Origin of the sequence: Nocardia amikacinitolerans NBRC 108937 (genome assembly GCF_001612615.1) — a bacterium.
Taxonomy (GTDB): domain Bacteria; phylum Actinomycetota; class Actinomycetes; order Mycobacteriales; family Mycobacteriaceae; genus Nocardia; species Nocardia amikacinitolerans.
The window spans coordinates 259,473-281,348 of record NZ_BDAU01000009.1; the positions used below are offsets into that span (position 1 = coordinate 259,473).

The following is a 21,876-nucleotide window of genomic DNA, read 5'->3' on the forward strand; positions in this document are numbered from 1 at the left end:
GCTGCAGGGTGATTTCGCGCCGGTCGGTGGCGTGATGGGCACGGTGCCCGCGGTCGTCGTCGCCGCTCCCGCCTCCGGGAGCGGAAAGACCACGCTGGCAACGGGTTTGATCGGCGCGTTGCGGCGAGCGGGACACCGGGTAGCGCCCTTCAAGGTCGGACCGGACTACATCGATCCCGGATACCACGGGCTCGCGGCGGGACGCCCCGGACGCAATCTCGACCCGGTGCTCGTCGGCGCCGACCGGGTGGCGCCGCTGTACCACCACGGCGCCGCGGGGTGCGATCTCGCGGTGATCGAGGGCGTGATGGGTCTGTTCGACGGACGCATCGACGAGCACGAAACCGGCCCTGTCGCAGAGGGTTCCACCGCCCAGGTCGCCGGTCTGCTCGGCGCGCCCGTGGTGCTGGTGGTGGACGCCCGCGGCCACAGCCAGAGCCTGGCCGCCCTGCTGCACGGCTTTGCCACCTTCGACAGCGGCGTGCGGCTCGGCGGCGTCATCCTCAACCGCGTCGGCAGCGAACGCCACGACCAGGTCTTGCGCGCCGCCTGCGCGCGGGTCGGGCTGCCCGTTCTCGGTTCGCTGCCGCGGATGGACGCGCTCGAGGTGCCGTCCAGGCATCTCGGTTTGATTCCGGCCGTCGAGCACGGTGCGGCGGCGTCGGCCGCCGTCGCCGCGATGACCGATCTCGTTGCGGCGCACGTGGATTTGGCGGCCGTGGCGGCGCTGGCGCGGCCCGCGATCTGCGGGTCCGCATGGGATCCGGTTTCGGCCATCCGCGAGGCGAGCGGGGGTGGTTCGGCGATCCGCGTCCGCGTGGACACAACCGGACCGGCACGGCGAGCTGCCGGATCCTCGGCGCTCGGGGAACCGGACAGATCGATCGAAGACAGTGCCGCGACCGAACCGGGTCGGCCGGACGAGCCGATCGACGACGGTGCTGCGACCGGCCAGGGCCGCGTGAGCGGCGGCGAGCCGACTGCGCGGCGGCCGATCGCGGCGCAGGGCGAAGGATCCGCCGACGACCATGGTGCACGCGCTGCGCGGTCGATCGGTGTCGGTCCGCCAGAGTGGGTAGCTGCTGAGTCGGTAGGGACCGTCGACGGCGGTGCCGCGAATGAATACCTTGTTGCCACGCCGACATCGGCCTGGCCGATCTTGGACAACCTCGGCCGTTCGCGCGACGGTGCGATGGGCACCGGCGGTGGTAGCGACGGTCCCGTGGTCGCGATGGCGGGCGGACCCGCGTTTACCTTCGGCTACGCCGAGCATCGCGAACTGCTGATCGCGGCTGGGGCGCGGGTGGTGGTCTTCGATCCACTGCGTGACGAATTGCCTTCGGGAACAGCGGGTCTCGTGCTGCCCGGTGGATTCCCTGAGGAGCATGCCGCCGACCTCGCGGCCAACACGCCCCTGCTCGCCGCGGTCCGCGCGCACGCTCGCGCGGGGCTGCCGATCCACGCCGAATGCGCGGGCCTGCTGTACCTCACCCGCTCCCTCGACGGCCACGCCATGGCGGGCGTCGTCGACGCCGACGCCGAGTTCGGCCCGCGCCTGACCCTGGGCTACCGCGACGCCGTCGCGCTGGCCGATTCCGCGCTCTGGCGGGCGGGGGAGCGCGTGCGCGGCCACGAATTCCACCGCACCCGACTGGTCACCACCGCCCAGGACGCCCCCGCCTGGGGCTGGCACGACGGCTCGGGGGCTCGCGTCCGAGAGGGCGCGCTCGTCGGCCGCGTACACGCCTCCTACCTGCACACCCATCCCGCCGGGAATCCCGCGGCGACAGCGCGTTTCGTCGTTGCCGCCGCCTCCTACGCTCGCGCCGATGTCTCACATTGAGTGCCCCCGCTTAGCGGAAGTCCGGCGGCGACAGCCCGTTTTGTCGCCGCTGATGACTTCGCTTGCGCCGATGTCTCGCGTTGAGTGTCCGCGCTTGGCGGAAGTCCGGCGGCGACAGACTGTTTCGTTGCCGCCGCCGACTCCGACGCTCGCGCCGATGTATCCCGCTGAGTGCCCCCGCTTGGCGGAAGTCCGGCGGCGACAGACTGTTTCGTTGCCGCCGCCGACTCCGACGCTCGCGCCGATGTATCCCGCTGAGTGCCCCCGCTTGGCGGAAGTCCGGCGGCGACAGCCCGTTTTGTCGCCGCTGCGCACGCCGTTGCATCCCGCTGGGTCCCACCGCTCAGCGGAAGTCCGGTGCTGGCAGCCCGTTTGCTCGCGGCCGCAGTCGATCGCGCCCGCGCCGACATCACGTGCTGAGCCCCGGACCCCGGTCGTGGTCAGCGCCCGGATTCGGCCAGAGACCCCAGCCGGTGCGATCCTGTCCACCGTGCGGCACGCCGTCGGCGTCGAGCCGCCCATATGTGTCGCCGCCATCGACTTCCGCCGGGCGGCTGCTGGCCCGCCCGCAGCGGCTGAACCTGGTATTCCGCTGCGCACTTCCCCCGACCGAGCCTGCGCAAATGTCGCCCCCTGAGCTCCACCGCCTGGTCGCGGTCGGCGTCGGCATGCGGCCAGGGACCGCGGCCACGGCGATCCTTACCGCCGTGCGACACGCGGTCGGCGACGAGACCCCGGCCTGCCTCGCCACCATCGACCGGCGCGGCGACGAGCCGGGATTGCGCGAGGCGGCGGCCGAACTCGGTATTCCGGTGTGCGTTTTCACCGCCGCGGAGTTGGACGCGGTCGCCATCCCCACCCCGGCCGCCCGCACGAAGGCGGCGGTCGGAGCGGCAGGTGTCGCCGAGGCCGCGGCGATTCTCGCCGCAGGTGGCGGAACCCTGCTGCGCGCCAAGGAGATTCACGGCGACGTCACGGTCGCGGTGGCGCGTCGCAGCGGATGATTGGCCGCGCGACGCGGAACCCGGTGGTCGCGATGCGCACACCGCCGCGGGGCTGGATGCGGTAGCCGTGCCTTCTCCTGCGGTATGCACGAAGGCGGCAGTGGAGAGCGGCCGGTGTTGTCGATGCGGCCCCATTCCAGTGCCTACGCACACCGCGGTGGTCGCCGAGGACCTCCGATCGGTCACCGAAGGCCGTGGATCGCGCGGGCGCGGTGCTCACCAGAGAGGCTCGCGCGCCCGGCGCCACGTCGGTGACGTCGGTGTCCGCTCGACCGGTTCGATAGACCCGGTCGAGCGGTCCGCCGTGCGGGCGGTCGGCGGATCGCGGATCGGCCGACTACGGTGCGACCGATGTCCAGTCGGCGAATCCCGTGGGATCGTGGCGGCCGAGGGAGGCGTGTTCGAAAAGGCCCCACCCTTCGGCCGATCCGCAGCGGGCGTGGGCGACGTGGTCGATGACGCCGTACGGGATGCGGGGAGCGATGGCCGGGTCGGTCAGGTCGTAGCGGCGGAATTCGGACCAGTCGCGGCCCTTCCACTGGCCGTGCAGCCAGTCCGGGTCGCCGCCGTAGCCGCAGCCGACGTGCAGCGGGACGCCGGTGCCGGGAGTGATCTCGACCTCGAGCGACTTGCCGTCCTGCGTCGTGAGATCGAGCCGGGCGGCAACGGGAATCCTTGTGCCCGAACGGTATCGGATGGTGACGCGCGGCCAGCCGAGCTGTTCGGTGCGGCCGTCCGGCCAGATACGCACCGCGTCGTTGAGAGTGCGCCTGCCGTCCGGCTCCTCCTGCACGATCACCACAATCGCGAAATCGTCGAAGCGCAGCGGCACGTACAACCACCAGAAGCCGCCCGAAGGCTCGGCGGCGGCGCGCCCCGCGGGCTCGGTCTCGCCGACCGGCCGGATGCCCCAGGAGCGGTCGCGGGTGCCGGTCCACACCGCGGGGTCGACCGCGATATCCGTGCCGTCCACGTGCAGCGTTCCCGCCCAGGAACCGACCTGCGCGAAGCGGGACGCCTCGATGATGGGCCGGTTGCCGGTGAGTATCAGGTGCGGCTGTTCCTGCACGGTGGGGAAGGCGCCGGTCCAGGTGAGGTCGCAGCTCAGGTCCTCGTGCTCGCAGACGACGCGCAGCCGCTGCAGCGGTTCCAGCACCTCGATGTGGTAGCCGCCGACCCGCATGTCCAGGCTGCGGTCGCCCAGCGCGTCGGAGAACCGCACCGAGCGCACCTCGTCGCCGCGGCGGACCGCGAGGTAGGCGTCGGTCACGCCCAGGTTCGGGTAGACGCCGAGGCCGGTGATCAGCAGCGTGCCGCCGTCGCGGTCGTGGGCGTTGAAGTAGCTGCGGTCGTAGAAGTTTCGGTCGCTGGAGCCGACCCTGGCCAGCGAGAGCGGCGTCTGATGGATGGGGTATTCGTCGAGGGGCGCGGGTGCGGCCATGGTGTTCCTCACGTCCATTCGTAGGTTCCGTCGAGCAGCGCCTCCAGGCTTGCCCGGTGCATCACGTAGTCGTCCCGGTCGGGAGTGTCGGTGTCCTCGCCGAAGTGGATCATCCTGCGCTTGACCCTGGCCATCACGATCCCGTGCCGCAGCGCGGCGTAGACGAGGTAGAAATCCAGGTCCCGCACCGTATAACCGGTCAGCTCTTCGTATTTCGCCACCACTTCCGAGCGGCGCAGGAAGTCCGGCAGTCCAGGTTGCTCGAAGCGGGTGGCGAGATCCTGGAAGAACCGGTGGATGAAGACGATCCAGGCGATGTCCAGCTCGCGCGGACCCAAACCCGCCATCTCCCAATCCAATACGGCGACCGGCTCGAATCCGTCGTAGATGATGTTGCCGGGACGAGAGTCGCCCCAGGACAACACATCCGGGCCGGGATCGGCGGGCCAGTGCGCGTCCAGCCAGTCGAAGGCGCGCTCGAGCAACGGGATCGGATATCCGTCGTCGGCGAGCGCCCAGCGATACCAGGCGCGATGCCAGTCCACATGCCTGCGCAACGCCTGGCCCGGTCCGTCCAGCATCGGGAACCTGGCGGCGGGGTCCGGGATGGCGTGGATCTTGGCCAGCACGGCGAGGGTGTTGTCGGTCAGCAGCGCGCGTTCGGCGGGCTCGGCGTCGAACAGCCAGCCGTAGAAGACATAGGGCGGATTGTCGGCCGGAACCCGACCGTCGATCCGGCGCATCACGAAAAACGGTGTGCCGAGCACACTCTCGTCGGTCTCCAGCCAGCACAGCGGTGGCACCGGCACGTCCGTCGCGGCCGCGACACCCGCCATCACGTGGTACTGCTTGGCCAAATCGTAGGTTTCGAAGACCGGGAAGTCGTCGGCGGTCGGTGCCAGCCGCGCGACGAACGAGCCGCCTTCGGCCCGGCCACCCACGCTCCACTCCGCGTCGAAGAGCACCGACGCGCTCGACATCCCGGACCCCTGCGGCAGCGTCAGCTCGTGCACGCGCGGCGGCTCGTCGGCCGCGACCTTGCCCGCCAGCCAGCGCGACAGGTCGTCGGCGAGGCTCTGGAGATCGCGTTCGCTGATCGTGAGCTGGCGCCGCTCGGTGGGATCGGGCTCGTCGGCCATCATCGTCCTCCTGTAGTCGGGCGGCGGGCCACCCACCACCCGGCACTTCCTCCCGGGATAGGCGAACTGTAACGCGTTCTAATTGGGTGTCGCGGGGATTCGCGGGATTGGTTCGCTGACCGAACTCCAGGGTTGACACGGGTCCCCGTCATCCTTTCGGAGTATGGCGGCTACCCCGCGCGATGGAGCCGGAAATCGGGATCCCGCCGGAAGCGCCCGGAGGGTCCGCGTGGATACCGTCCTCACGGAAAGTCGTCCATGGCAGTGAGGAGGGATCCGTGCGGGATCGGGGTGAGCGAACCATCGGCGCAGCGCTTCCAGGTGCGGTGTCTCCGAGCGGTGTCGGGGTGCGAGCGGGCCGCGAGCGCAGCGCCTGCGGGCGTGGGGTCATCGGGTGTCGGAGCGGCGCTGTGCTGTGGGGGCGCGGCGAGCGGAACAATCGCACAACGCCCACGGGTGCGGCGGCGTCGAGCGTCGGCGAGGTGTCGCTGTGAGCGTCATCGGTACGGAGGTGCTCGAGCGAGACGGCGCGGACGTGGTCGATCCGGCACCGCGGTGGTCGCTACCGGCTCGGATCGGCTTCCGGTTCTGCTTCGTCTACCTGATGCTGTTCTGCCTGACGTTCGCGCAGATCCTGTTCGTCTTCACCGGCGTCGCCATGCGCTGGCTGCCGGACTCGGCGATCACGTGGCAGATGAACATGGTCGAGCCGGTGGCCAGGTGGACGGGCGAGCACGTCTTCGGCGTCGACGCGGTGATTCACGAGAGCGGCAGCGGCGATCAGACCATCGTCTGGGTGCTGCTCTTCTGCATGCTGGTCGCGGCAGCCGTCGTCGCCGCGGTGTGGTCGGTGCTCGACCGCCGCCGCGCCGACTACGCGGTCCTCGGCCGCTGGTTCGTCGTGTTCCTCCGGCTCTGCCTCGGCGGGCAGATGCTGTGGTACGGCTTCGCCAAAGCGGTGCCGAACCAGATGCCCTATCCCTCGCTCACCACCCTGCTCCAGCCCTACGGCAACCTCAGCATGACCGATGTCCTGTGGAACCAGGTCGGCGCGGCGCCGTCCTACCAGGTGCTGCTCGGCATCGCGGAGGTGCTCGGCGGTCTGCTGCTGTTCTGGCCGCGCACCGCGACCGTCGGCGCGCTGCTGAGCCTGGTGAGCATGGCGCAGGTCTTCCTGCTGAACATGACCTACGACGTGCCGGTCAAGATTCTGTCCTTCCACCTGATGTTGATCTCGCTGGTCGTGCTCGCACCGCAGGCTCGGCGCTTGGCGAATGTGCTTGTGCTGGAACGTCCTTCGGAACCGACCACGCAGCCGTTGCTGTTCCGCTCCGCGCGGGCCAACCGGATCGCCTTGGTGTTGCAGGTGGCGCTCGGCCTGTGGACGTGCTCCGGCGCGGCGTACACGGCGTGGGAGGGTTGGAACGAATACGGTTACGGCGCACCGAAACCCGCGCTCTACGGGATATGGAACGTCACCGAGTTCACCGTCGACGGTCACCCGCTCCCGCCGCTGACGACCGAGCCCACCCGCTGGCAGCGGCTGGTGTTCGACCAGTTCGTCACCAGCTACCAGCGGATGGACGGCACTTTCGTGCCGACCATCGCCGACGTCGACACCACCGCGCGCACCATCACGATGACCGCGCCGCCCACCTCGCCGGAGGCTCAGCCGACACCGGTCGCGACGTTCACCTTCGAGCAGTCCGCACCCGACAGGCTCGCCTTGCGTGGCGATCTCGGCGGCAAACCGGTCACGCTGACGTTGGAAGAGTTCGACCTGGACGAATTCCCGCTGCGCGGACCGCGGTTCCACTGGATCCAGGAGACTCCGAACCTGAATTGATCCGGGTAGCCGCCATTCGACTACCGTCGACTTCTCCCAGAACTGATCCGGCCGGGCCAGCCTGTGAGCTGACCCGGCCGGATCAGCGGGCGGGAGGTCGAGCGGGTCAGCCCTTGAGCAGCTCGACCGTGTTCCGTTCGTCCGTGTCCTGTTCGACCGCGTCCTGCTCGGTCTCGACCGACTCCTCCGGCGCGTGCGAGCGGCTCGGCAGCAGAACCGCCATCACGATCACAATCAACGCCAGCGCCGCGGAGATCCCGAACGCGAGACGCATGCCGTCGAGGTTGGCGGCGACCGGGTCGACGCCTTCATCGATCAGCGTGGTGCTGCGGGCGGACATGACGGTCACGACCAGGGCGGTGCCGAAGGCCGCGGCGACCTGCTGGAGTGTGCCGAGCATCGAGCTGCCGTGCGAGTAGAGGTGCTGCGGGAGCGCGCCGAGGCCCAGGGTGAAGACGGGCGTGAACGCCGCGGCCAGCGCCACCATGAGCAGGATGTGCAGGCCGAGCAGCTGCCAGTACGGCATGCTCATCGAGATCTGGGTGAAACCGGCCAGGGACGCGGCGATGCCGATCGCGCCCGGGATCACCAGGACGCGGCCGCCGAAGCGGTCGAACAGGCGACCGATGGTCGGGCCGAGCAGACCCATGGCCAGGCCGCCGGGCATGACGAGCAGGCCCGTCGCGAGCGGGCTCAGGCCGCGCAGGTTCTGCAGGTACAGCGGCAGCAGGATCATCGAGCCGAGCATCGCGAGGAACGCGATCGACATGAGCAGCAGCGCCTTGGCGTAGGTGCCGATCAGCAGGATGCGCAGATCCAGCAGCGGGGTGCCGGTGCGCTGCAGCCGCAGCTGACGGGCGGCGAACACGCCGATGAGGGCGAGTCCGACGGCGACGATCAGCGCGGGGGCGGCGACGTTGTCCGCCTCGAACCGGCTGAGTCCGTACACCAGGCTGCCGAAGCCGATGGCGGCCAACGCCACGCTGGACACGTCGATCGCGCCGGTCTGCGGTTCGCCGATGTTCTCGAGTCGCCGCAGTCCCAGCCAGGTGACCGCGCCCGCGATCGGCAGCACCAGCACGAACAGCCAGCGCCACGAGCCGACCTGCAACACCAGTCCGGACAGGACCGGTCCCATGGCGGGTGCCACGGAGATGGCGAGGGTGACGTTGCCCATGACCCGTCCGCGATCGTGCTCTGGCACCACCGTCATCAGCGTGGTCATCAGCAGCGGCATCATGACCGCGGTGCCGCCCGCCTGGACGATCCGCCCGAGCAGCAGCACCTCGAACGTCGGGGCGACGGCGGACAGCGCGGTGCCCGCGAGGAAGACACCCATCGCGATCGCGTAGGCGACGCGGGTGGTGACCCGCTGCAGGAACCAGCCGGTGGCCGGGATGACGGCCGCCATGGTGAGCATGAACGCGGTGGAAACCCACTGCGCCGACCGCTCGGTGACCTCGAGATCGGCCATCAGACGCGGGATCGCGTTGATCATGATGGTCTCGTTGAGGATGACAACGAAGGTCGCGAGCACCAAGAGGAGGATGACGGTCGGCGTCCGCCGCCCGGTCGGACTGGCGGATGGGACGGCTGACATCGGTTACCTCCGGGGTGTTCGTGAACGAAAGACGTGGGGTGGTCTTGGCCGAGTCGCCAACCGAGTGTCTCGGCCTACAGGAGAAGAGACGGGAATGGTTCGGTCAACTCATCGGGCCGCGCCAGTGTTCCAGTCGCCTCCGACAAGAATCAGCCGATTTTTCCGCGGCCACCATTCGGAAACCCGCCGGGAAAGGTCTGTTCACCAGCGACTTTCGCGAATATCTTGCCGCTGACGTGACGCTCGTCACTGCGCCTGCCCATCGCCGCGCGAACTTCCCCGATGCGGTCGAGCCGGCGAACCCGACTGCTGCGCGCACTGGACAACGCAGGCGCAGCTCACCGCCTCCCGCGTCCAAGGCTCACCGCGCCTTGGCATCCCGGCGCGGCTGTGCCGGGAGCCACCGTGTCGTCTCGCTTCTCACCGACCGAGACTCGCCGCGGTGCGCTAACGCTCCAGTTCGGCGCGATTCGCGCCTCTGATTGCCGGTGCGTCGCGGGCAGGCCGTAGGCTCGAACACTGTGCCGAACACGTCAGACAACGCCGAGGAACAGGCGGTATCCCAGTCCGTCGCCCAGCCGACGGGCGACCCGAACTACCTGGTGGGGCTCGATCTGAACGGCCGCCGCGTCGTCGTGATCGGCGGCGGAACGGTGGCCCAGCGCAGGCTCGGCCTGCTCATCGCCTCCGGTGCCGACGTGCACGTCATCAGCCGTGAGGTCACCCCGGCGGTCGAGGGTATGGCCACTTCCGGGCAACTCACCGTCACGCTGCGCGCCTACGCCGACGGCGATTTGGACGGCGCGTGGTACGCGATCGCCTGCACCGACGAACCCGAGACGAACGCCGCCGTCGTCGAGGAGGCCAACCGGCGCCGCGTGTTCTGCGTGCGCGCCGATGTCGCCCGGCTCGGCACCGCGGTCACCCCCGCCACCGCCCGCTACGACGGTCTGACCCTGGGCGTGCTCGCCAGCGGACAGCACCGTCGCTCGGCCGCGGTGCGCACCGCCCTGCTCGAGGCGCTGCAATCCGGTGTGGTGACCGATGATTCGTCGCCGGTGACGCCCGGCGTCGCGCTGGTCGGCGGCGGACCCGGCGACCCGGACCTGATCACCGTGCGCGGCCGCAGGCTGCTGGCGCGGGCGAACCTGGTCGTCGCCGACCGCCTCGCGCCCCCGGAGTTGCTCGCCGAACTCGGACCCGACGTCGAGGTCGTCGACGCGGCGAAGATCCCGTACGGCCGCGCGATGGCGCAGGAGGCGATCAACGCCACGCTCATCGAGGGCGCCAAGGCGGGCAAGTTCGTGGTGCGGCTCAAGGGCGGCGACCCGTACGTGTTCGGTCGCGGGTACGAGGAGCTGGAGGCCTGCGTGGAGGCGGGCATTCCGGTGACCGTCGTGCCCGGTGTCACCAGCCCCATTTCGGTGCCCGCCGCCGCGGGCATCCCGGTGACCCACCGCGGCGTCACGCACGAGTTCGTGGTGGTCAGCGGGCATGTCGCGCCGGACCATCCGGATTCGCTGGTGGATTGGCCCGCATTGGCAAGGCTGCGCGGCACCCTCGTGCTGATGATGGCGGTGGAGCGGATCGAGCAGTTCGCCGCCGCATTGCTGGACGGCGGACGTCCCGCCGATACCCCCGCCACCGTCATCCAGGAGGGCACACTGCGCACCCAGCGGGTGCTGCGCGCGGACCTCGGCACCGTGGCCGCGCGCGTCCGCGAGGAGGGCATCCGCCCGCCCGCGATCGTGGTGATCGGCCCGACCGCCGGGTTCTCGGCGAAATAGCCCCGATCGACCCGGTTCGGCCTTCACTGCGGCCGGGGGCGACGCGCCTCGGCTATCAATTACAGTGACTCCCTGTGCTCCAGAATCCCGCTGCGACGATGCAGTACCCGGTAACGCAGCGGGCCTTCGGGCTCGCGATCCTAGTCTTGAGCGGGCTGCAGCTCATGGTCGTGCTCGACGGCACGGTGGTGATCTTCGCGCTGCCGCGTCTGCAGGATCAGATGGGACTGACCAGCGCGGGCAGCGCGTGGACGGTCACCTCCTACGGCCTCACCTTCGCAGGCCTCATGCTGCTCGGCGGCAGGCTCGGCGACGCCTTCGGCCGCAAACGCATGCTGATCTACGGCGTCGGCCTGTTCACAGTGGCCTCGCTGGCGTGCGGGCTCGCCCAGGGGCCGGCGATGCTGATCGCGTCCCGCGCGGTGCAGGGCGCGGGCGCGGCGGTCGCGGCGCCAGCCGCATTGGCCCTGGTCGCAACGACTTTCGCGCCAGGTAAGGCGAGGAATCAGGCGATCGCGATCGTCGGCTCGATGGTCGGCATCGGCTCGGTCGGCGGCCTCGTGGTCGGCGGCGCGCTGACGCAGCTGTCCTGGCGTTGGATCTTCCTGATCAACGTGCCGATCGGCCTGCTCATCGTGCTCGGCGCGGTGTATTGCCTGTCCGACACCGCACATCACCGCGTGACACTCGACGTGCGTGGCGCCGTGCTAGGCACCCTGGCCTGCGCCGCCATCGTCTTCGGCGCCACCGAGGGGCCCGCGATGGGCTGGAGCAGCCCGATCATCATCGGCTCCCTGATCGGCGGCGCGGTGCTGCTCGTGGTGTTCGTGCTCGCCGAGCGCAATGTCGACAATCCGCTGCTGCCGTGGTCGCTGTTCGACAGCCGCGACCGCGTCACCACCTTCGTGCTGATCCTGCTCGCCGGCGGCGTGCTCGGCGCGATGACCTACTTCGTCGCGCAGTTCCTGCAGAACGTCGTCGGCTACGGACCGCTGGAAGCGGGTGTCGCCTCGATCCCGTTCACCATCGGCATCGGCCTCGGCGGGGCGATGGCCTCGAAGCTGGCGATGATGGTCGCACCGCGCGGGCTGCTCGCGAGCTCGGCCGTGGTGCTCGCCCTCGGCCTGCTGTTCGGTTCGACGCTGGAAGGCGACGTGACCTATTGGCCGACGCTACTGATCCTGCTGATCGTCATCGGTTTCGGCGTCGGCGTCGCGATGGTTGTCGCGCCGCTGTGCGTACTGGTCGGCGTGCCGCCCAACGACATCGGCCCGCTCGCCGCGGTGGGGCAGATGTTCATGAACCTCGGCACGCCGCTGGCGATCGGCGTCCTCACCCCGATCGCGGTCTCGCGCACGCTGTCGCTCGGCGGCAAGACCGGTAAAGCCTCGGACATGAACGCGACGGAGATCGTCGCGCTCGGCAGCGGATACACGCTCGTGCTCGCGGTCTGCGCGGGCGTCGCGGTGGTGATCGGCTTGATCGCGTTGACGCTGCGGTTCACGCCGCAGCAGGTCGCGCAGGCCCACCACGCCCAGGAAGAAGCGCAGCGGGCCTGAGCTCGCGTGCGGCCACTTCGTGCGAGTGACGCGTGGCCCGAGTTCGATTCCGGGGCTCAGAGCCGTCCGGCCACCTTGCGCGGAGTGACGCGGACGATGACGCGCTCGGCGTCCTCGGCAGAGGCCGGGTTGAAGTCCGCGTAGTTCTTGCCCGTGTACTTCAGCGCCAGCTCGTCGGGCAGGGTCTTGTCCGGATCGGGCGTCAGCGTGGCGGTGCCGCGGATCTCGGCGTAGACGTAGGGGTTCTCCGGCGGGTTGATCAGCACCGTCACCCGCGGATCCCTGGCCAGATTCTTCGCCTGCTGACGCTCCACCGTCGTGGAGAACAGCAGATCGTCGCCGTCACGCTTCACCCAGATCACGGTGAGATGAGGTTGCCCGTTCGCGCCGACGGTGGCCACGGTGGCGAACACGTTCGACTCGTCGAGGTATTTCTTCAGGTCGTCGGAGAGCACAGCTGTACCGGTCATGTACCAGGGGAACACGTGCGGGCGTCCGGGCATTCCGTCGCGTCCGAAACCCGCGCCTCGGACCCGTCGGTTCTCGAGTTCGCTTGTCTCAGTGAGGCTTCAGCGGAACCGCTCGACACGTCGATGGCGCCGAACCTTGGGCGGAGCCGACCGCGAACATGGAAGACCCGGGGGCTTTGCCCGCCCCCGGGCCTCGGTGTGCCGCCCATGTCGCCTACCGGTATCGGTGGGATCGGATCACTCTCACCGCGACGCGTCCTACGTTTGGACCACCTCCGCATGGGCGCGGAGAGCGGGTTTTGAACCCGCACCTCGTCACTTCGCGTCCTCTCCTCGCGAACCGGTCGTCGGCGGCGAATACTCAATCTGGAGCGATAGTCTGAGTTTTCGCCACGGCCCGCCGCTCGGCGGCAGGCCCGTGGCCTTCAGGCTGATCTTCAGGTTGAGCTTGCGCTCTTCGCGCATCCCCCGCGGCGCGGGGGAGTTCTCGGGATATCAGCGGAACAGGTAGTCGAAGATCACCTTGCCGGTCTTGCGGTCGGTGACCTCGGTGGCATTGGCCTCCTCGCGGGCGAACTTCACCGCTTGCGCCAGCTTCTCGATCCGGCCGACCACCTCGTTGACCCGCCGCGCGGGCAGCGCGCCGGAGAACTTCACCGTGGAGAACTTCAGTTAGGGGGTGCATCGTCGTACGCTGGCTGTATGCCATTGAATCCCAAGGATTTTCCCGATCTGGAAGCGTGGATCTACGGCCGGAACTCGCAGGACAAGAACAAGGGTCTGTCTGTGCCGCAGCAGGTGCGTTGGGGCCGAGGGGAGTGCGAGCGGTTCGGTTGGACGGTGGGGAAGGTGATCACCGACACCGATATCGGGGCGACCCGCCATACCGTCAAGCAGCGACCCGGCTATCAGGAGTTGACTGCTGGACTGGGGGAGCGGGCTCCGGAAGGCAGGCGACGTGTGCTCGTCACGCGGTCGTCGTCGCGGGCGAATCGTCAGTTGCTCGACTTTGCGACCTTGCGTGAGATGTGCGCTCGACTGGGGGTGTACTGGTACTCCGGTGGCCAGCTCTACGACATGGACAACCCGCAGGATCGGCGCATCCTCGCTCAGGAGGCTGTAGACAACGAGTACGGGCCGGAACAGAACCGGTTCGATTCCATGCAGCAACTCAGACAGAACTTTCTCGACGGCAAGCCCCATGGGAAAGAGGCTTTCGGATACGAGATGGTCTACAAGCGAGGCAGGGCTGTGGACCGAATCCCCAGCCCAACGAAAGCGCCCATCGTTAGTGAAATGGCCAGGCGCGCATTGGAGCTGGAGAAGGCTTCGAGTATCGCTCGCTGGTTGACCGAACAGGAAGTGCCGATCCCAAGTGCGGACATCGGGTTGCCTTGCCGGAAATGCTCGGTCACGAAGGGGCGACGTGTTCTCGAGGCGGTAGACCGTCGTACGTGCCCGTGTGACAAGAGCTGGATGACGCGGTGGGAACACGGAACGGTTCGCAACGTGCTGACGAGTCCGACGATTGCCGGGCTTCGTGCCCATAAGGACCGCACGACAGGCGTAACCGAGGTGGTACCGGCGACGTGGGAAGCCATCATCTCTATCGAGGATCACCGCCGCTTGGTCGCGTTGCTGACTGATCCTGCGCGGTCGACCCACACTCGCGGTACGGCTCCCCGCTGGCTGCTCCCCGGCATCCCGCAATGCGGCAAGTGCGGTGGCCGGATCAACTCGAAGTCCGGCGGTCAGGCAAGAGCACGAGGATACGAATGCGAACGATTCTGCGTGTACCGCACTGCGCAACTGGTAGACGATCTCGTTGAGGAGACCGTGTTGCGCCGCCTGGAAGATCCCGACCTGTTGGCAGCCCTGACAAGAACCGACGAAGATGCTGCCGCAGCCGCAAAGGAGGCCGAACGACTGCGTGCCGCATACGATCAGTGGATTTCCCAGGCGATCGAGGAAGACTTGTCGCCCGCGGAAATCAAGCAATACAAGACGCGCAAGATGCCTGCCATCAAAGCGGCCGAAGCCCGTGCGCAGGCGGCATTGCCGATGCCTCATGTCGTGGCTGCCGCTGGACCCGACGCGCGCGCCAAGTGGCACGACGACGAACAAACGCCACTGGCCGCAAAACGCGACATCATCCGCTCGCTTCTCTCCATCACGATCCATCCGGCAGGCAAGCGCCGAACCTTCGGCGGGCCTGCGGATCTGGATTCCATCGAAATCCAACGCCTAGTTGCCTGATCAGCCATCGGCCTCAGTGGGGCGTGTTCGATAACCGCCATTCCACCACCGCCGCAGGACCGCTAACTGAGTCTCGGTGAGCGGTCCCGCGATGCGCTCTTGCACCCGGTCGAGATAGGCAAGCTGTTCATCAGTCCACTGCCGCTCAGGACTACGATTCTTGTCGCCCATCGCACCCGCCGACCTCAGTTGCCGAACTCTTCTGCCTTTCCTCACCGGCACCGCGCGCAGTGTCGGGCGGGGCATGGCTAGCGAGCATGGCCCGGTCGTATTCGGCGCGCCAGGTGATGCGTTCGGCTATGGCGGTCATGAGCAGCTTTGCCCGCGAGGGTGTGCGGGTGCCGGGGGCGATGGTGGCCCAGGTGTAGCGGCGCGGATCGCGGGCGGGTTTGTCGATGCCGACCGCCGCGAGAGTCCGCCGCACGAACTCCATCCGGTCGGCTTTGTGGTCGCCGAGGGTCTTGCCTGTCCATTGCTCGGAGGTCAGCACCCGGTTACCTGGCAGGGCGAGGGTTTCCCGTCGATGTGCGCGTGCCTTGCAGACTCCTGGCACGGTTTTGGCGGTGGCGCCCTTGGGGATGATGCCGTAGAGCAGCCAGATAGCGCACCGCGGACTACAGGGGGTGCGGCATAGTGCGGCGTGTAGTCGGTCGTAGTGGTCGTGCTGGCGTGCGGTGCGTGCCTGGAGGACCTCGGTGACGGATTTGGTGAGGTATTTGCACAGGTATCCGATTGCTTCGTTGGCGGCTTTGGTGCCTGCGGCGATGCCTTGGATGTCGATGCGTGGCCCGAACGCCGCTTTGTGTGCGGGTTCGTCGGTGGGGCCGATGCTGTCTAGGGCGTCTTCCCAGGCGGTCAGTGCCGCTTTGCTGGCGGGATCGATGAAGGTTTCCCGGCGCGGGTCCCACACCGGCACCACCGCACCGGGATAGCGCATCTCGCCCACTGGCGGCCACCACACCTGGTGATAGGTGGCCTCGTTCACCTTGCGGATCACCTCGCGGGAGATGGCTCCGCGCAGGGCCATGTGGATATGCGGTGCGCCGCGCTTCTGGGGTTCGACCACGGCGAAGTACTGAACGTTCCAGCCGACCACGCGCCGTAGGTTTTGTATCCAGCGGGAGAACAACCGTGCGCAGGTGATCGCGTCCCATGCCGCACGCTGGTAGTCGTAGCGCTCTGGGTTGCGGGCGCTGCCGTCGCCGTGGACCTTGCCGTAGCTGGGCATGGTGAGGGTGACGAACATCGAGGAGTAGTGACCGCCGAACCTTCGTCCGATGGTGCGCTCGGAGACCGGGTTGCGGGGCAGGTTCGGGGCATCCTGACGCCGACGGGTCGAGCGACGCCGTTTCTCTGTTGCCGAACTGTCTTCATCTTCGCTATCTCGGCCGGCGGATTCTTCACTGGCCGATGCCGGCGGGTTCCCGCGCATCCCGAGCGCGGTCAGTTGTTGGTCCGCCCAGATGATTTCGGCCTCCAGTTCGGCGATGTCGGCGGCGTGCAGCTGTTCGCGTGCTTCGTCCAGCAGGGCGAGCAGGTCGGCGCGGTAGCCGATCAAGCCCTCTTGGTCGTAGGTCGGGCGCGGGCGGGGCTTGGTGGGCTCGCTTGTCAGGTGCCAGCCTTCCCGGCATTGGGCTTGCCGAAGTGCTTTGGCCTTCCGCGCGCATGGCCCGCACTGGGATTCGCGCGTGGCCCCGCAGGGCACCGGAACGTAGGCCACGCGTCCGGTCACGGTGTCGGTTTGTTCGAGCACGACCGGCCGCACGCACACTCCGTGCCGGTCGGCTGCGGCTATGGCGATGTCGAGGAACGACGGACCGCGCCCGGCTGGTTGCCCATTCTCATCGGTCATTAGCGGTGCGTCGTCGAAGACAGTGGTTGTCATGAGATCACCTGTCTCGTAGTCCCACACGCGGCACCAGGCGACGACGCCGAGCAAGCGTGGTCGGACCGGTGCTGCGTGAAACGTGAAATGCGAACTACCGGAGCAGGTTTCGATGTAGATGTGCCGCCGCCGGTACGACGGTCACGGGCGCTATCCGCGCAGGAATCAGAAGACTGTGAATGCGCTATCCGCGCTGTGTATATGCCGCTCGCAAAGGGATTTTGCTGCTCACCTGGCGCGGCTATACCAGGCTATCGTCCGTTCTTCGAGGTGATCGTTTCCCCTGGTCGCGGGGCTTTCAGTGGTCGGTGTCGGTGTCGGTGTCGGTGTCGGTGTCGAGTTTTGGTGTGCCGTCAGGGTGACGCGGCAAGGGTGGGTAGGTGCGCATGATCCAGTCGATGTCTTCATCGGTGACCCAGTAAGCGCGAACCCTGGTGACCTCCACCGAGGTCTCATGTTCGACATAGGCCACACCCGGAGTCGATTCGGGGATCTCATCGCAGAGCGCGCCCCGTTCCCGCCCGCTCGGCCCGAACAGCATGTTCGGCTGTGTCGGTTCACTCATCCGCAGACCCACCCGGTACGGGTAGAGCTGGCGCAGCTCGAGCACGTCCTTGGACGGGTCCTGGAGACTGCCGACCATCGGCACCGCCACCGCCCGCGATTGGGTGAGCACGGTCCCCATGTGACGCAAGATCTCGTCTTTGATCTTGCGGTCGGAGTAGTAGGCGGTCAGGCTCGCGGCCTCATCGATGATCACCACAACCAGCGGTTCGGCGATAGACGGGGTGATCTTGCGTTCGGCCTTGGTCATGTAGATCTGGCCCCGCTGTTGCACCAGTGCCGCCGCGTCCCGCATCAACTCGAGTGCCTTGGGGCCGTTGTCATAGGCGAAGCGCGCGAACCACTCTCGCGCAGCCCCGAACTCCATGCCACCCTTCGGGTCGATCACCCACAGCACCACCCGCCCGTCCCGGATCGCTGGACCCAAGGCCGCGATCAGCGACCAGATCACCGACCCCTTACCCGAGCCCATCTTTCCCGCGACGAGCAGCTGATTGCCGAGCAGCCGTATCTTCCAGGGCTCCCCGAGCTCGGTCATGCCGATGGTGAGTGCTTCCAGATCAACGGTTTTCGCCTCCACCCGAGGCAGTGGAATCGGGTCAGTAAGCCGGTCGGTGTGGATCACTTGTAGCCGCACGAATCCCGATTCGGCGTGACGGACCCGCACCCCGACCGCGCCGAACGCATGGCGCAGCGCATCGGACTGCTTGGCCCACATCTGCACCGTCTGACCACCCACCAGCTTGACCAGCAGCTCATCAGCGGTGTCACCGATACCGACCTTGACCAGGACCGGGGTTTGCACGCCGTTGTCGAGGATCTTGGTCAGCCCGTGTATCGCGGTCAGCGTCTTCCACCGCCGCTTGTAGCGCTTCCACGACAGATACCGCGTGCGCATCCGCCCCCACACCCAGCGACGCCACGAGCCAGGCCAGAAGGCCCACCACATCACCCACCCCGCAACCGAGCACCCGGCGACCGCAGCACCGACCTGCCAGCCCAGGAACCACCAGGCCGCACCTGCGGCCGCGATGGGAAGCGAGATCATCGGGAACAGCAGCGCCCACCACAGCAGATGGGCCAATCCCAACACCACCGCTTCCAACAGCAGCATCAGCCCTTGCCCGAGATCATCCATGATCGTGGGTGGGCGGCTTGGCGGCTTTTCGTACTCCGCGGAACGAACCACGTCTATCAACTCCAACTAGCTTGTCTCGAATGTTGTTGCCCCGCAGGCGCATACAGCGCCTGCTCCGGGGCGGGTCGGCCCGGGATGTGGAGCCGACCCGCCGAAATCAGGACCGCGAGTCAGGATCAGGCCGGGGTCTTACCCGCGCCCAATCCACTCGCCGACCGGTTACCGCCACCCGGGGGAGTCGCGTAGCCCGTCGCGCGCACCATGTAGTCCTGGTACTTGAATTCGCCCTGGCCAGCGATGCGCGGTTGGACGGTGACGCCCACCAGCTCGATCGGCCGCAGGTTCGGGCCGATCTCCGCAGTCGTGGGTACCGGTTCGGTCTCCGACAGCAGCAGAACCTCATAGCTCGCACGCCGCGCCCTGCGCACGGCCGGATCGCTCACGGTGATCTTCCACACCAGAGCCCCGGTCAGCTCGTCGCGCTTCTGCGGACCGGGCCTGTTCGGATCACCGGTGTACACAAGATCAGGGCTCACAGGCCCCATCTGGTACAGCCCGTCCGGGAAGAAGTCCGCGAACTCCACAGCGAATCGAAGGTTCTTGCGGCTGTCGATCAGTTTGTCCTCGGCCATGATGACCAAATCCCATCTGTGTTGTATCTGGTTGTTGTTTGATGAATCCCGCACCAGGGCGGGGGAGTTCGGGCAGGGCACCACGCGCCGCACCCACAGGGCACTACCAGCGCGAACAGGTGGATCACGCCCCCCGACCACACCCCGCCACGCCCGCACCACACACGCCCCGACAGCAGCCACACGCAACCGGACCGGATGGATTTCACGCTCCGAGAAGTCACCCCAATGGCGTGAATGGACTACTCTGGACATGGCAGAGACCTCGTTTCTGCACACGAATGAAAGAGGGACTCCAAACGGGCGGGCCGTGAACCCATATGCCCATCGGAGTTGGTTTCGTTCAGGCTGTCCCCTCGTTGGCGCGGGGGGACAGCCGCGAAAACTCGTCAGCTCTCAGCCGAAGTGAATCATTCGATAACTTGCCTCCAATCTTCCTCATCCATCTTGACATCAATCGCTCTCTCGTGCCGCAACCCAATGGTCCGATTTATCGGACACTCCGCCAGGCCGATCCACACACCAGGTGTGGAAGGCGACGGATCGCACCCGCTATGAGGCATGCGCCACCTGGCAATTCGCAGCAGCGAACCCGTGATCACGTACCGCGACTCACTCAGCGATACGGAAGCAACTACACCAGTGCGGGCCAGGAGCGCCATACGGCCGCATCGACCAACTCGCACGCGACAGACAGACGCAACGCGCACATCCTTCCTCTGCTACCCGGCCCGTCGAGTCCTCTGTCCCTGCCTCCATCATCCCGCCGAACGCCACACGGTCAAGAAAAACCGCGAAATATTGACTGGGCCTAAAGCACATTTTTTGATAGCGGATAGCAATAGCGCGTCTAAAAAGTGTGTCACGCTTGACATATGCAAAAGAAAGCTCTCAATTTGTTAAAATGAGGGCTTTCGTCAACTTTCGATCACTGAGGCCGCCGGGCCGGAAAGCAGGCCGCCCCGGCTCTGGACAGAGTGTCCAAACCGCGAACCCTGTGTCAGCAGGCGAAACGCCGTTGGACAGCGCGCCCATCTGGACAACTTCACTCACAAAGCCAACTCCCGCGCCGCATCGGAATCGTCACGCGCTGCAGCGCGGCTTGCGCGAGTCAGGCAGCGAGCAGTGTCCGTGCTCGCTCACTGAAGTCGGCGACGAGTGGATGCGGACCGAATCTCATCATCTGTCGCTGTACGTCGCGGACCGCTTCAACGGAGCGCGATGACTTGACCTTGCTGGAGAGGTCCAGCGTCCGCACTGCGGCGGCGTGGGCGGATTCCAGGTCGCGGTTTTGGAGGTGGGTAACTGCCAGAGCAGCATGAGATAGCGCGCCTCGCCGTGCCCGGTTCTGTCGACGGGCGTAGGCGATCGAACGACGTGCGTGTGGTTCCGCTGCTGCTGGCTGTCCGAGGTCGCGAAATGCGTTGGCCCACTCGCCGCAGATGTACGCCTCATCGATGAACCGTGCCCATTCCGGTTCACGATCGGGCTCGATGCGGGCAAAGGCGTGCTCAGCAGCATTGACCGCATGAGCGGTGCCAACCTTGTCGCCGACGGCCGCCAGCGAACGCGCTTCAAGGGTCCACAGGTCCGCGAGGCAGGCGGGTGCGTTCACTTTCGAAAGACCTTGTCGGCCTGCTTGTGCAAGACGTCGACCCTCCTCGGGGTGTCCGAGAAGGGTTGCCTGGTCGGCCATTCCAGCGAGCACGTGAGCGCCCAGCGCCGGATCTCTCGACTCCTCGGCCAGCCGAAGCGCCTGGATCAGGTAGCGCTGTGCTGTCCCGTGCTCGCCGTTGTCGAAAGCCATCCAACCGAGAAGATATGTCTGCTCGGCCGCCGCGCCGCACAGTGCCAGCCGGACGTCTTCGGCGTGGGACCGCCGTAACAGCGGATACACATGCTCGTTCATGTACGCCGCGAGTACTAGGCGCCCCGATCCGCCGCCCTGGAAGATATCCACCTCCTGGAACGTGGTGAACATGTTCTTCACGGCGGTCACATCTTCGAGCCGGACCCGCTGCCCATCTTCCGGCAATTGGTCGAGGGTACTGAGCAGCCAATCCCGGGATGGCCCGATGGCCGCGACGGCAGCGAACGACGCGGTGGTCAGGAACTTCCTACGATCCACGTCTGCCCTTCCAAGGTCGGCAACTGCTTCGATTGTCTCAGGCCACGATGCGCTGTAGGTGAGGGAGCGGTCCAGCGTCGGGGCATCGCCTAAACCGAGGTCGTAGGTTGTGACGCGACGCCCGAACCTAGCGGAGAACAGATCGGCCAGTATCGCTGGGACTGGATGCCGGGGACGTTCTCCCTCATCGACCCAACGCCGGACACTCGATGCGTCCGGTCTGATATGGGGTTCCCCCCATTCGATCGCGAGGGAGCGCACGCGGCGTGCCAGTTCGCCACGGCTCCACCCTGAACGGGCGAGCCACTCGGAAAGGTGCATGTTCGGACTGTTCATCACACCCGCCATTTGGTCACCGGCAGCGGTACATCCACCACCTTTCAACACCCGCAACGACCTTACTCCCAGGGGTTTCGGGGTGTGTGCTGAATTGTGCGTCCGGCTGGGGGCTTCGCCCAATCCCTCATCGGCTCCCGTCCCTGGTCTTGCGGATACGTCCAGGGGGCCGGGCGCATCCAAGCCACTCTGATACGAGCAGGGGACTAGGGATGGACGAAGTTGGTTTCGGGGACACGCCAGCGTCC

15 protein-coding genes are annotated in these 21,876 nt (G+C 67.2%); 6 read left to right on the top strand and 9 right to left on the bottom strand.

What is annotated here, in order from left to right; genetic code table 11:
- The first annotated feature begins 34 nt into the window (after nucleotides 1-34).
- Together NAM01S_RS36450 and NAM01S_RS09300 are read left to right on the top strand one after the other, a co-directional pair.
- Nucleotides 35-1,843 (top strand): cobyrinic acid a,c-diamide synthase CobB, encoded by a 1,809-nt coding sequence (locus NAM01S_RS36450; RefSeq protein ID WP_084482692.1) that lies wholly within the window; start codon nucleotides 35-37, stop codon nucleotides 1,841-1,843.
- 623 nt (nucleotides 1,844-2,466) lie between these two features.
- Nucleotides 2,467-2,847 carry a cobalamin biosynthesis protein gene (locus NAM01S_RS09300; protein WP_067782384.1) on the top strand — a complete coding sequence of 127 codons (381 nt, stop codon included), beginning with the start codon at nucleotides 2,467-2,469 and terminating at the stop codon, nucleotides 2,845-2,847.
- Between the two features lie 337 nt (nucleotides 2,848-3,184).
- Here the strand turns inward: NAM01S_RS09300 and NAM01S_RS09305 are convergent, their stop codons facing one another.
- Nucleotides 3,185-4,306 carry an Rv3169 family protein gene (locus NAM01S_RS09305; protein WP_084482694.1) on the bottom strand — a complete coding sequence of 374 codons (1,122 nt, stop codon included), beginning with the start codon at nucleotides 4,304-4,306 and terminating at the stop codon, nucleotides 3,185-3,187.
- A complete protein-coding gene (locus NAM01S_RS09310) occupies nucleotides 4,297-5,427 on the bottom strand; it encodes a phosphotransferase family protein (protein ID WP_067782757.1) in 1,131 nt (376 codons plus the stop codon). The genes NAM01S_RS09305 and NAM01S_RS09310 overlap by 10 nt, the downstream gene beginning before the upstream one ends.
- A 490-nt stretch (nucleotides 5,428-5,917) precedes the next feature.
- Between NAM01S_RS09310 and NAM01S_RS09315 the strand changes: the two genes are divergently transcribed.
- Nucleotides 5,918-7,273 carry a DoxX family protein gene (locus NAM01S_RS09315; RefSeq protein ID WP_067782387.1) on the top strand — a complete coding sequence of 452 codons (1,356 nt, stop codon included), beginning with the start codon at nucleotides 5,918-5,920 and terminating at the stop codon, nucleotides 7,271-7,273.
- Nucleotides 7,274-7,379: 106 nt separating this feature from the next.
- Here the strand turns inward: NAM01S_RS09315 and NAM01S_RS09320 are convergent, their stop codons facing one another.
- Nucleotides 7,380-8,873 carry an MDR family MFS transporter gene (locus NAM01S_RS09320; protein WP_067782390.1) on the bottom strand — a complete coding sequence of 498 codons (1,494 nt, stop codon included), beginning with the start codon at nucleotides 8,871-8,873 and terminating at the stop codon, nucleotides 7,380-7,382.
- 521 nt (nucleotides 8,874-9,394) lie between these two features.
- Here NAM01S_RS09320 and cobA point away from each other — a divergent pair.
- Nucleotides 9,395-10,660, top strand: a complete 1,266-nt coding sequence (gene cobA / locus NAM01S_RS09325; RefSeq protein WP_372511634.1) for a uroporphyrinogen-III C-methyltransferase — start codon at nucleotides 9,395-9,397, stop codon at nucleotides 10,658-10,660.
- 98 nt (nucleotides 10,661-10,758) lie between these two features.
- Nucleotides 10,759-12,219: an MFS transporter gene (locus NAM01S_RS09330; RefSeq protein WP_067782763.1), complete on the top strand. Its 1,461-nt coding sequence runs from the start codon at nucleotides 10,759-10,761 to the stop codon at nucleotides 12,217-12,219.
- Between the two features lie 56 nt (nucleotides 12,220-12,275).
- On the opposite strand, the gene NAM01S_RS09335 is transcribed toward NAM01S_RS09330, so the two are convergent.
- Entirely contained in the window at nucleotides 12,276-12,689 is a 414-nt protein-coding gene (locus NAM01S_RS09335) for a PPOX class F420-dependent oxidoreductase (RefSeq protein ID WP_067782766.1), read from the bottom strand.
- 495 nt (nucleotides 12,690-13,184) lie between these two features.
- Nucleotides 13,185-13,346, bottom strand: coding sequence for a DUF7873 family protein (locus NAM01S_RS34865; protein ID WP_157107655.1), 162 nt, complete (start codon nucleotides 13,344-13,346; stop codon nucleotides 13,185-13,187).
- Nucleotides 13,347-13,391: 45 nt separating this feature from the next.
- Between NAM01S_RS34865 and NAM01S_RS09340 the strand changes: the two genes are divergently transcribed.
- Nucleotides 13,392-14,945, top strand: coding sequence for a recombinase family protein (locus NAM01S_RS09340; protein WP_067782393.1), 1,554 nt, complete (start codon nucleotides 13,392-13,394; stop codon nucleotides 14,943-14,945).
- 151 nt (nucleotides 14,946-15,096) lie between these two features.
- On the opposite strand, the gene NAM01S_RS09345 is transcribed toward NAM01S_RS09340, so the two are convergent.
- The 4 genes from NAM01S_RS09345 to NAM01S_RS09360 all read right to left on the bottom strand — a co-directional run bounded on the left by NAM01S_RS09345 (nucleotide 15,097) and on the right by NAM01S_RS09360 (nucleotide 21,613).
- Nucleotides 15,097-16,830, bottom strand: a complete 1,734-nt coding sequence (locus tag NAM01S_RS09345; protein WP_218018361.1) for a replication initiator — start codon at nucleotides 16,828-16,830, stop codon at nucleotides 15,097-15,099.
- 298 nt (nucleotides 16,831-17,128) lie between these two features.
- Nucleotides 17,129-18,532, bottom strand: a complete 1,404-nt coding sequence (locus NAM01S_RS09350; RefSeq protein ID WP_067782396.1) for an FtsK/SpoIIIE domain-containing protein — start codon at nucleotides 18,530-18,532, stop codon at nucleotides 17,129-17,131.
- 176 nt (nucleotides 18,533-18,708) lie between these two features.
- Nucleotides 18,709-19,164, bottom strand: a complete 456-nt coding sequence (locus NAM01S_RS09355; RefSeq protein WP_067782771.1) for a hypothetical protein — start codon at nucleotides 19,162-19,164, stop codon at nucleotides 18,709-18,711.
- 1,111 nt (nucleotides 19,165-20,275) lie between these two features.
- Nucleotides 20,276-21,613 (bottom strand): NsdA family TPR-like regulatory protein, encoded by a 1,338-nt coding sequence (locus NAM01S_RS09360; protein ID WP_218018362.1) that lies wholly within the window; start codon nucleotides 21,611-21,613, stop codon nucleotides 20,276-20,278.
- Nucleotides 21,614-21,876 lie beyond the last annotated feature (263 nt).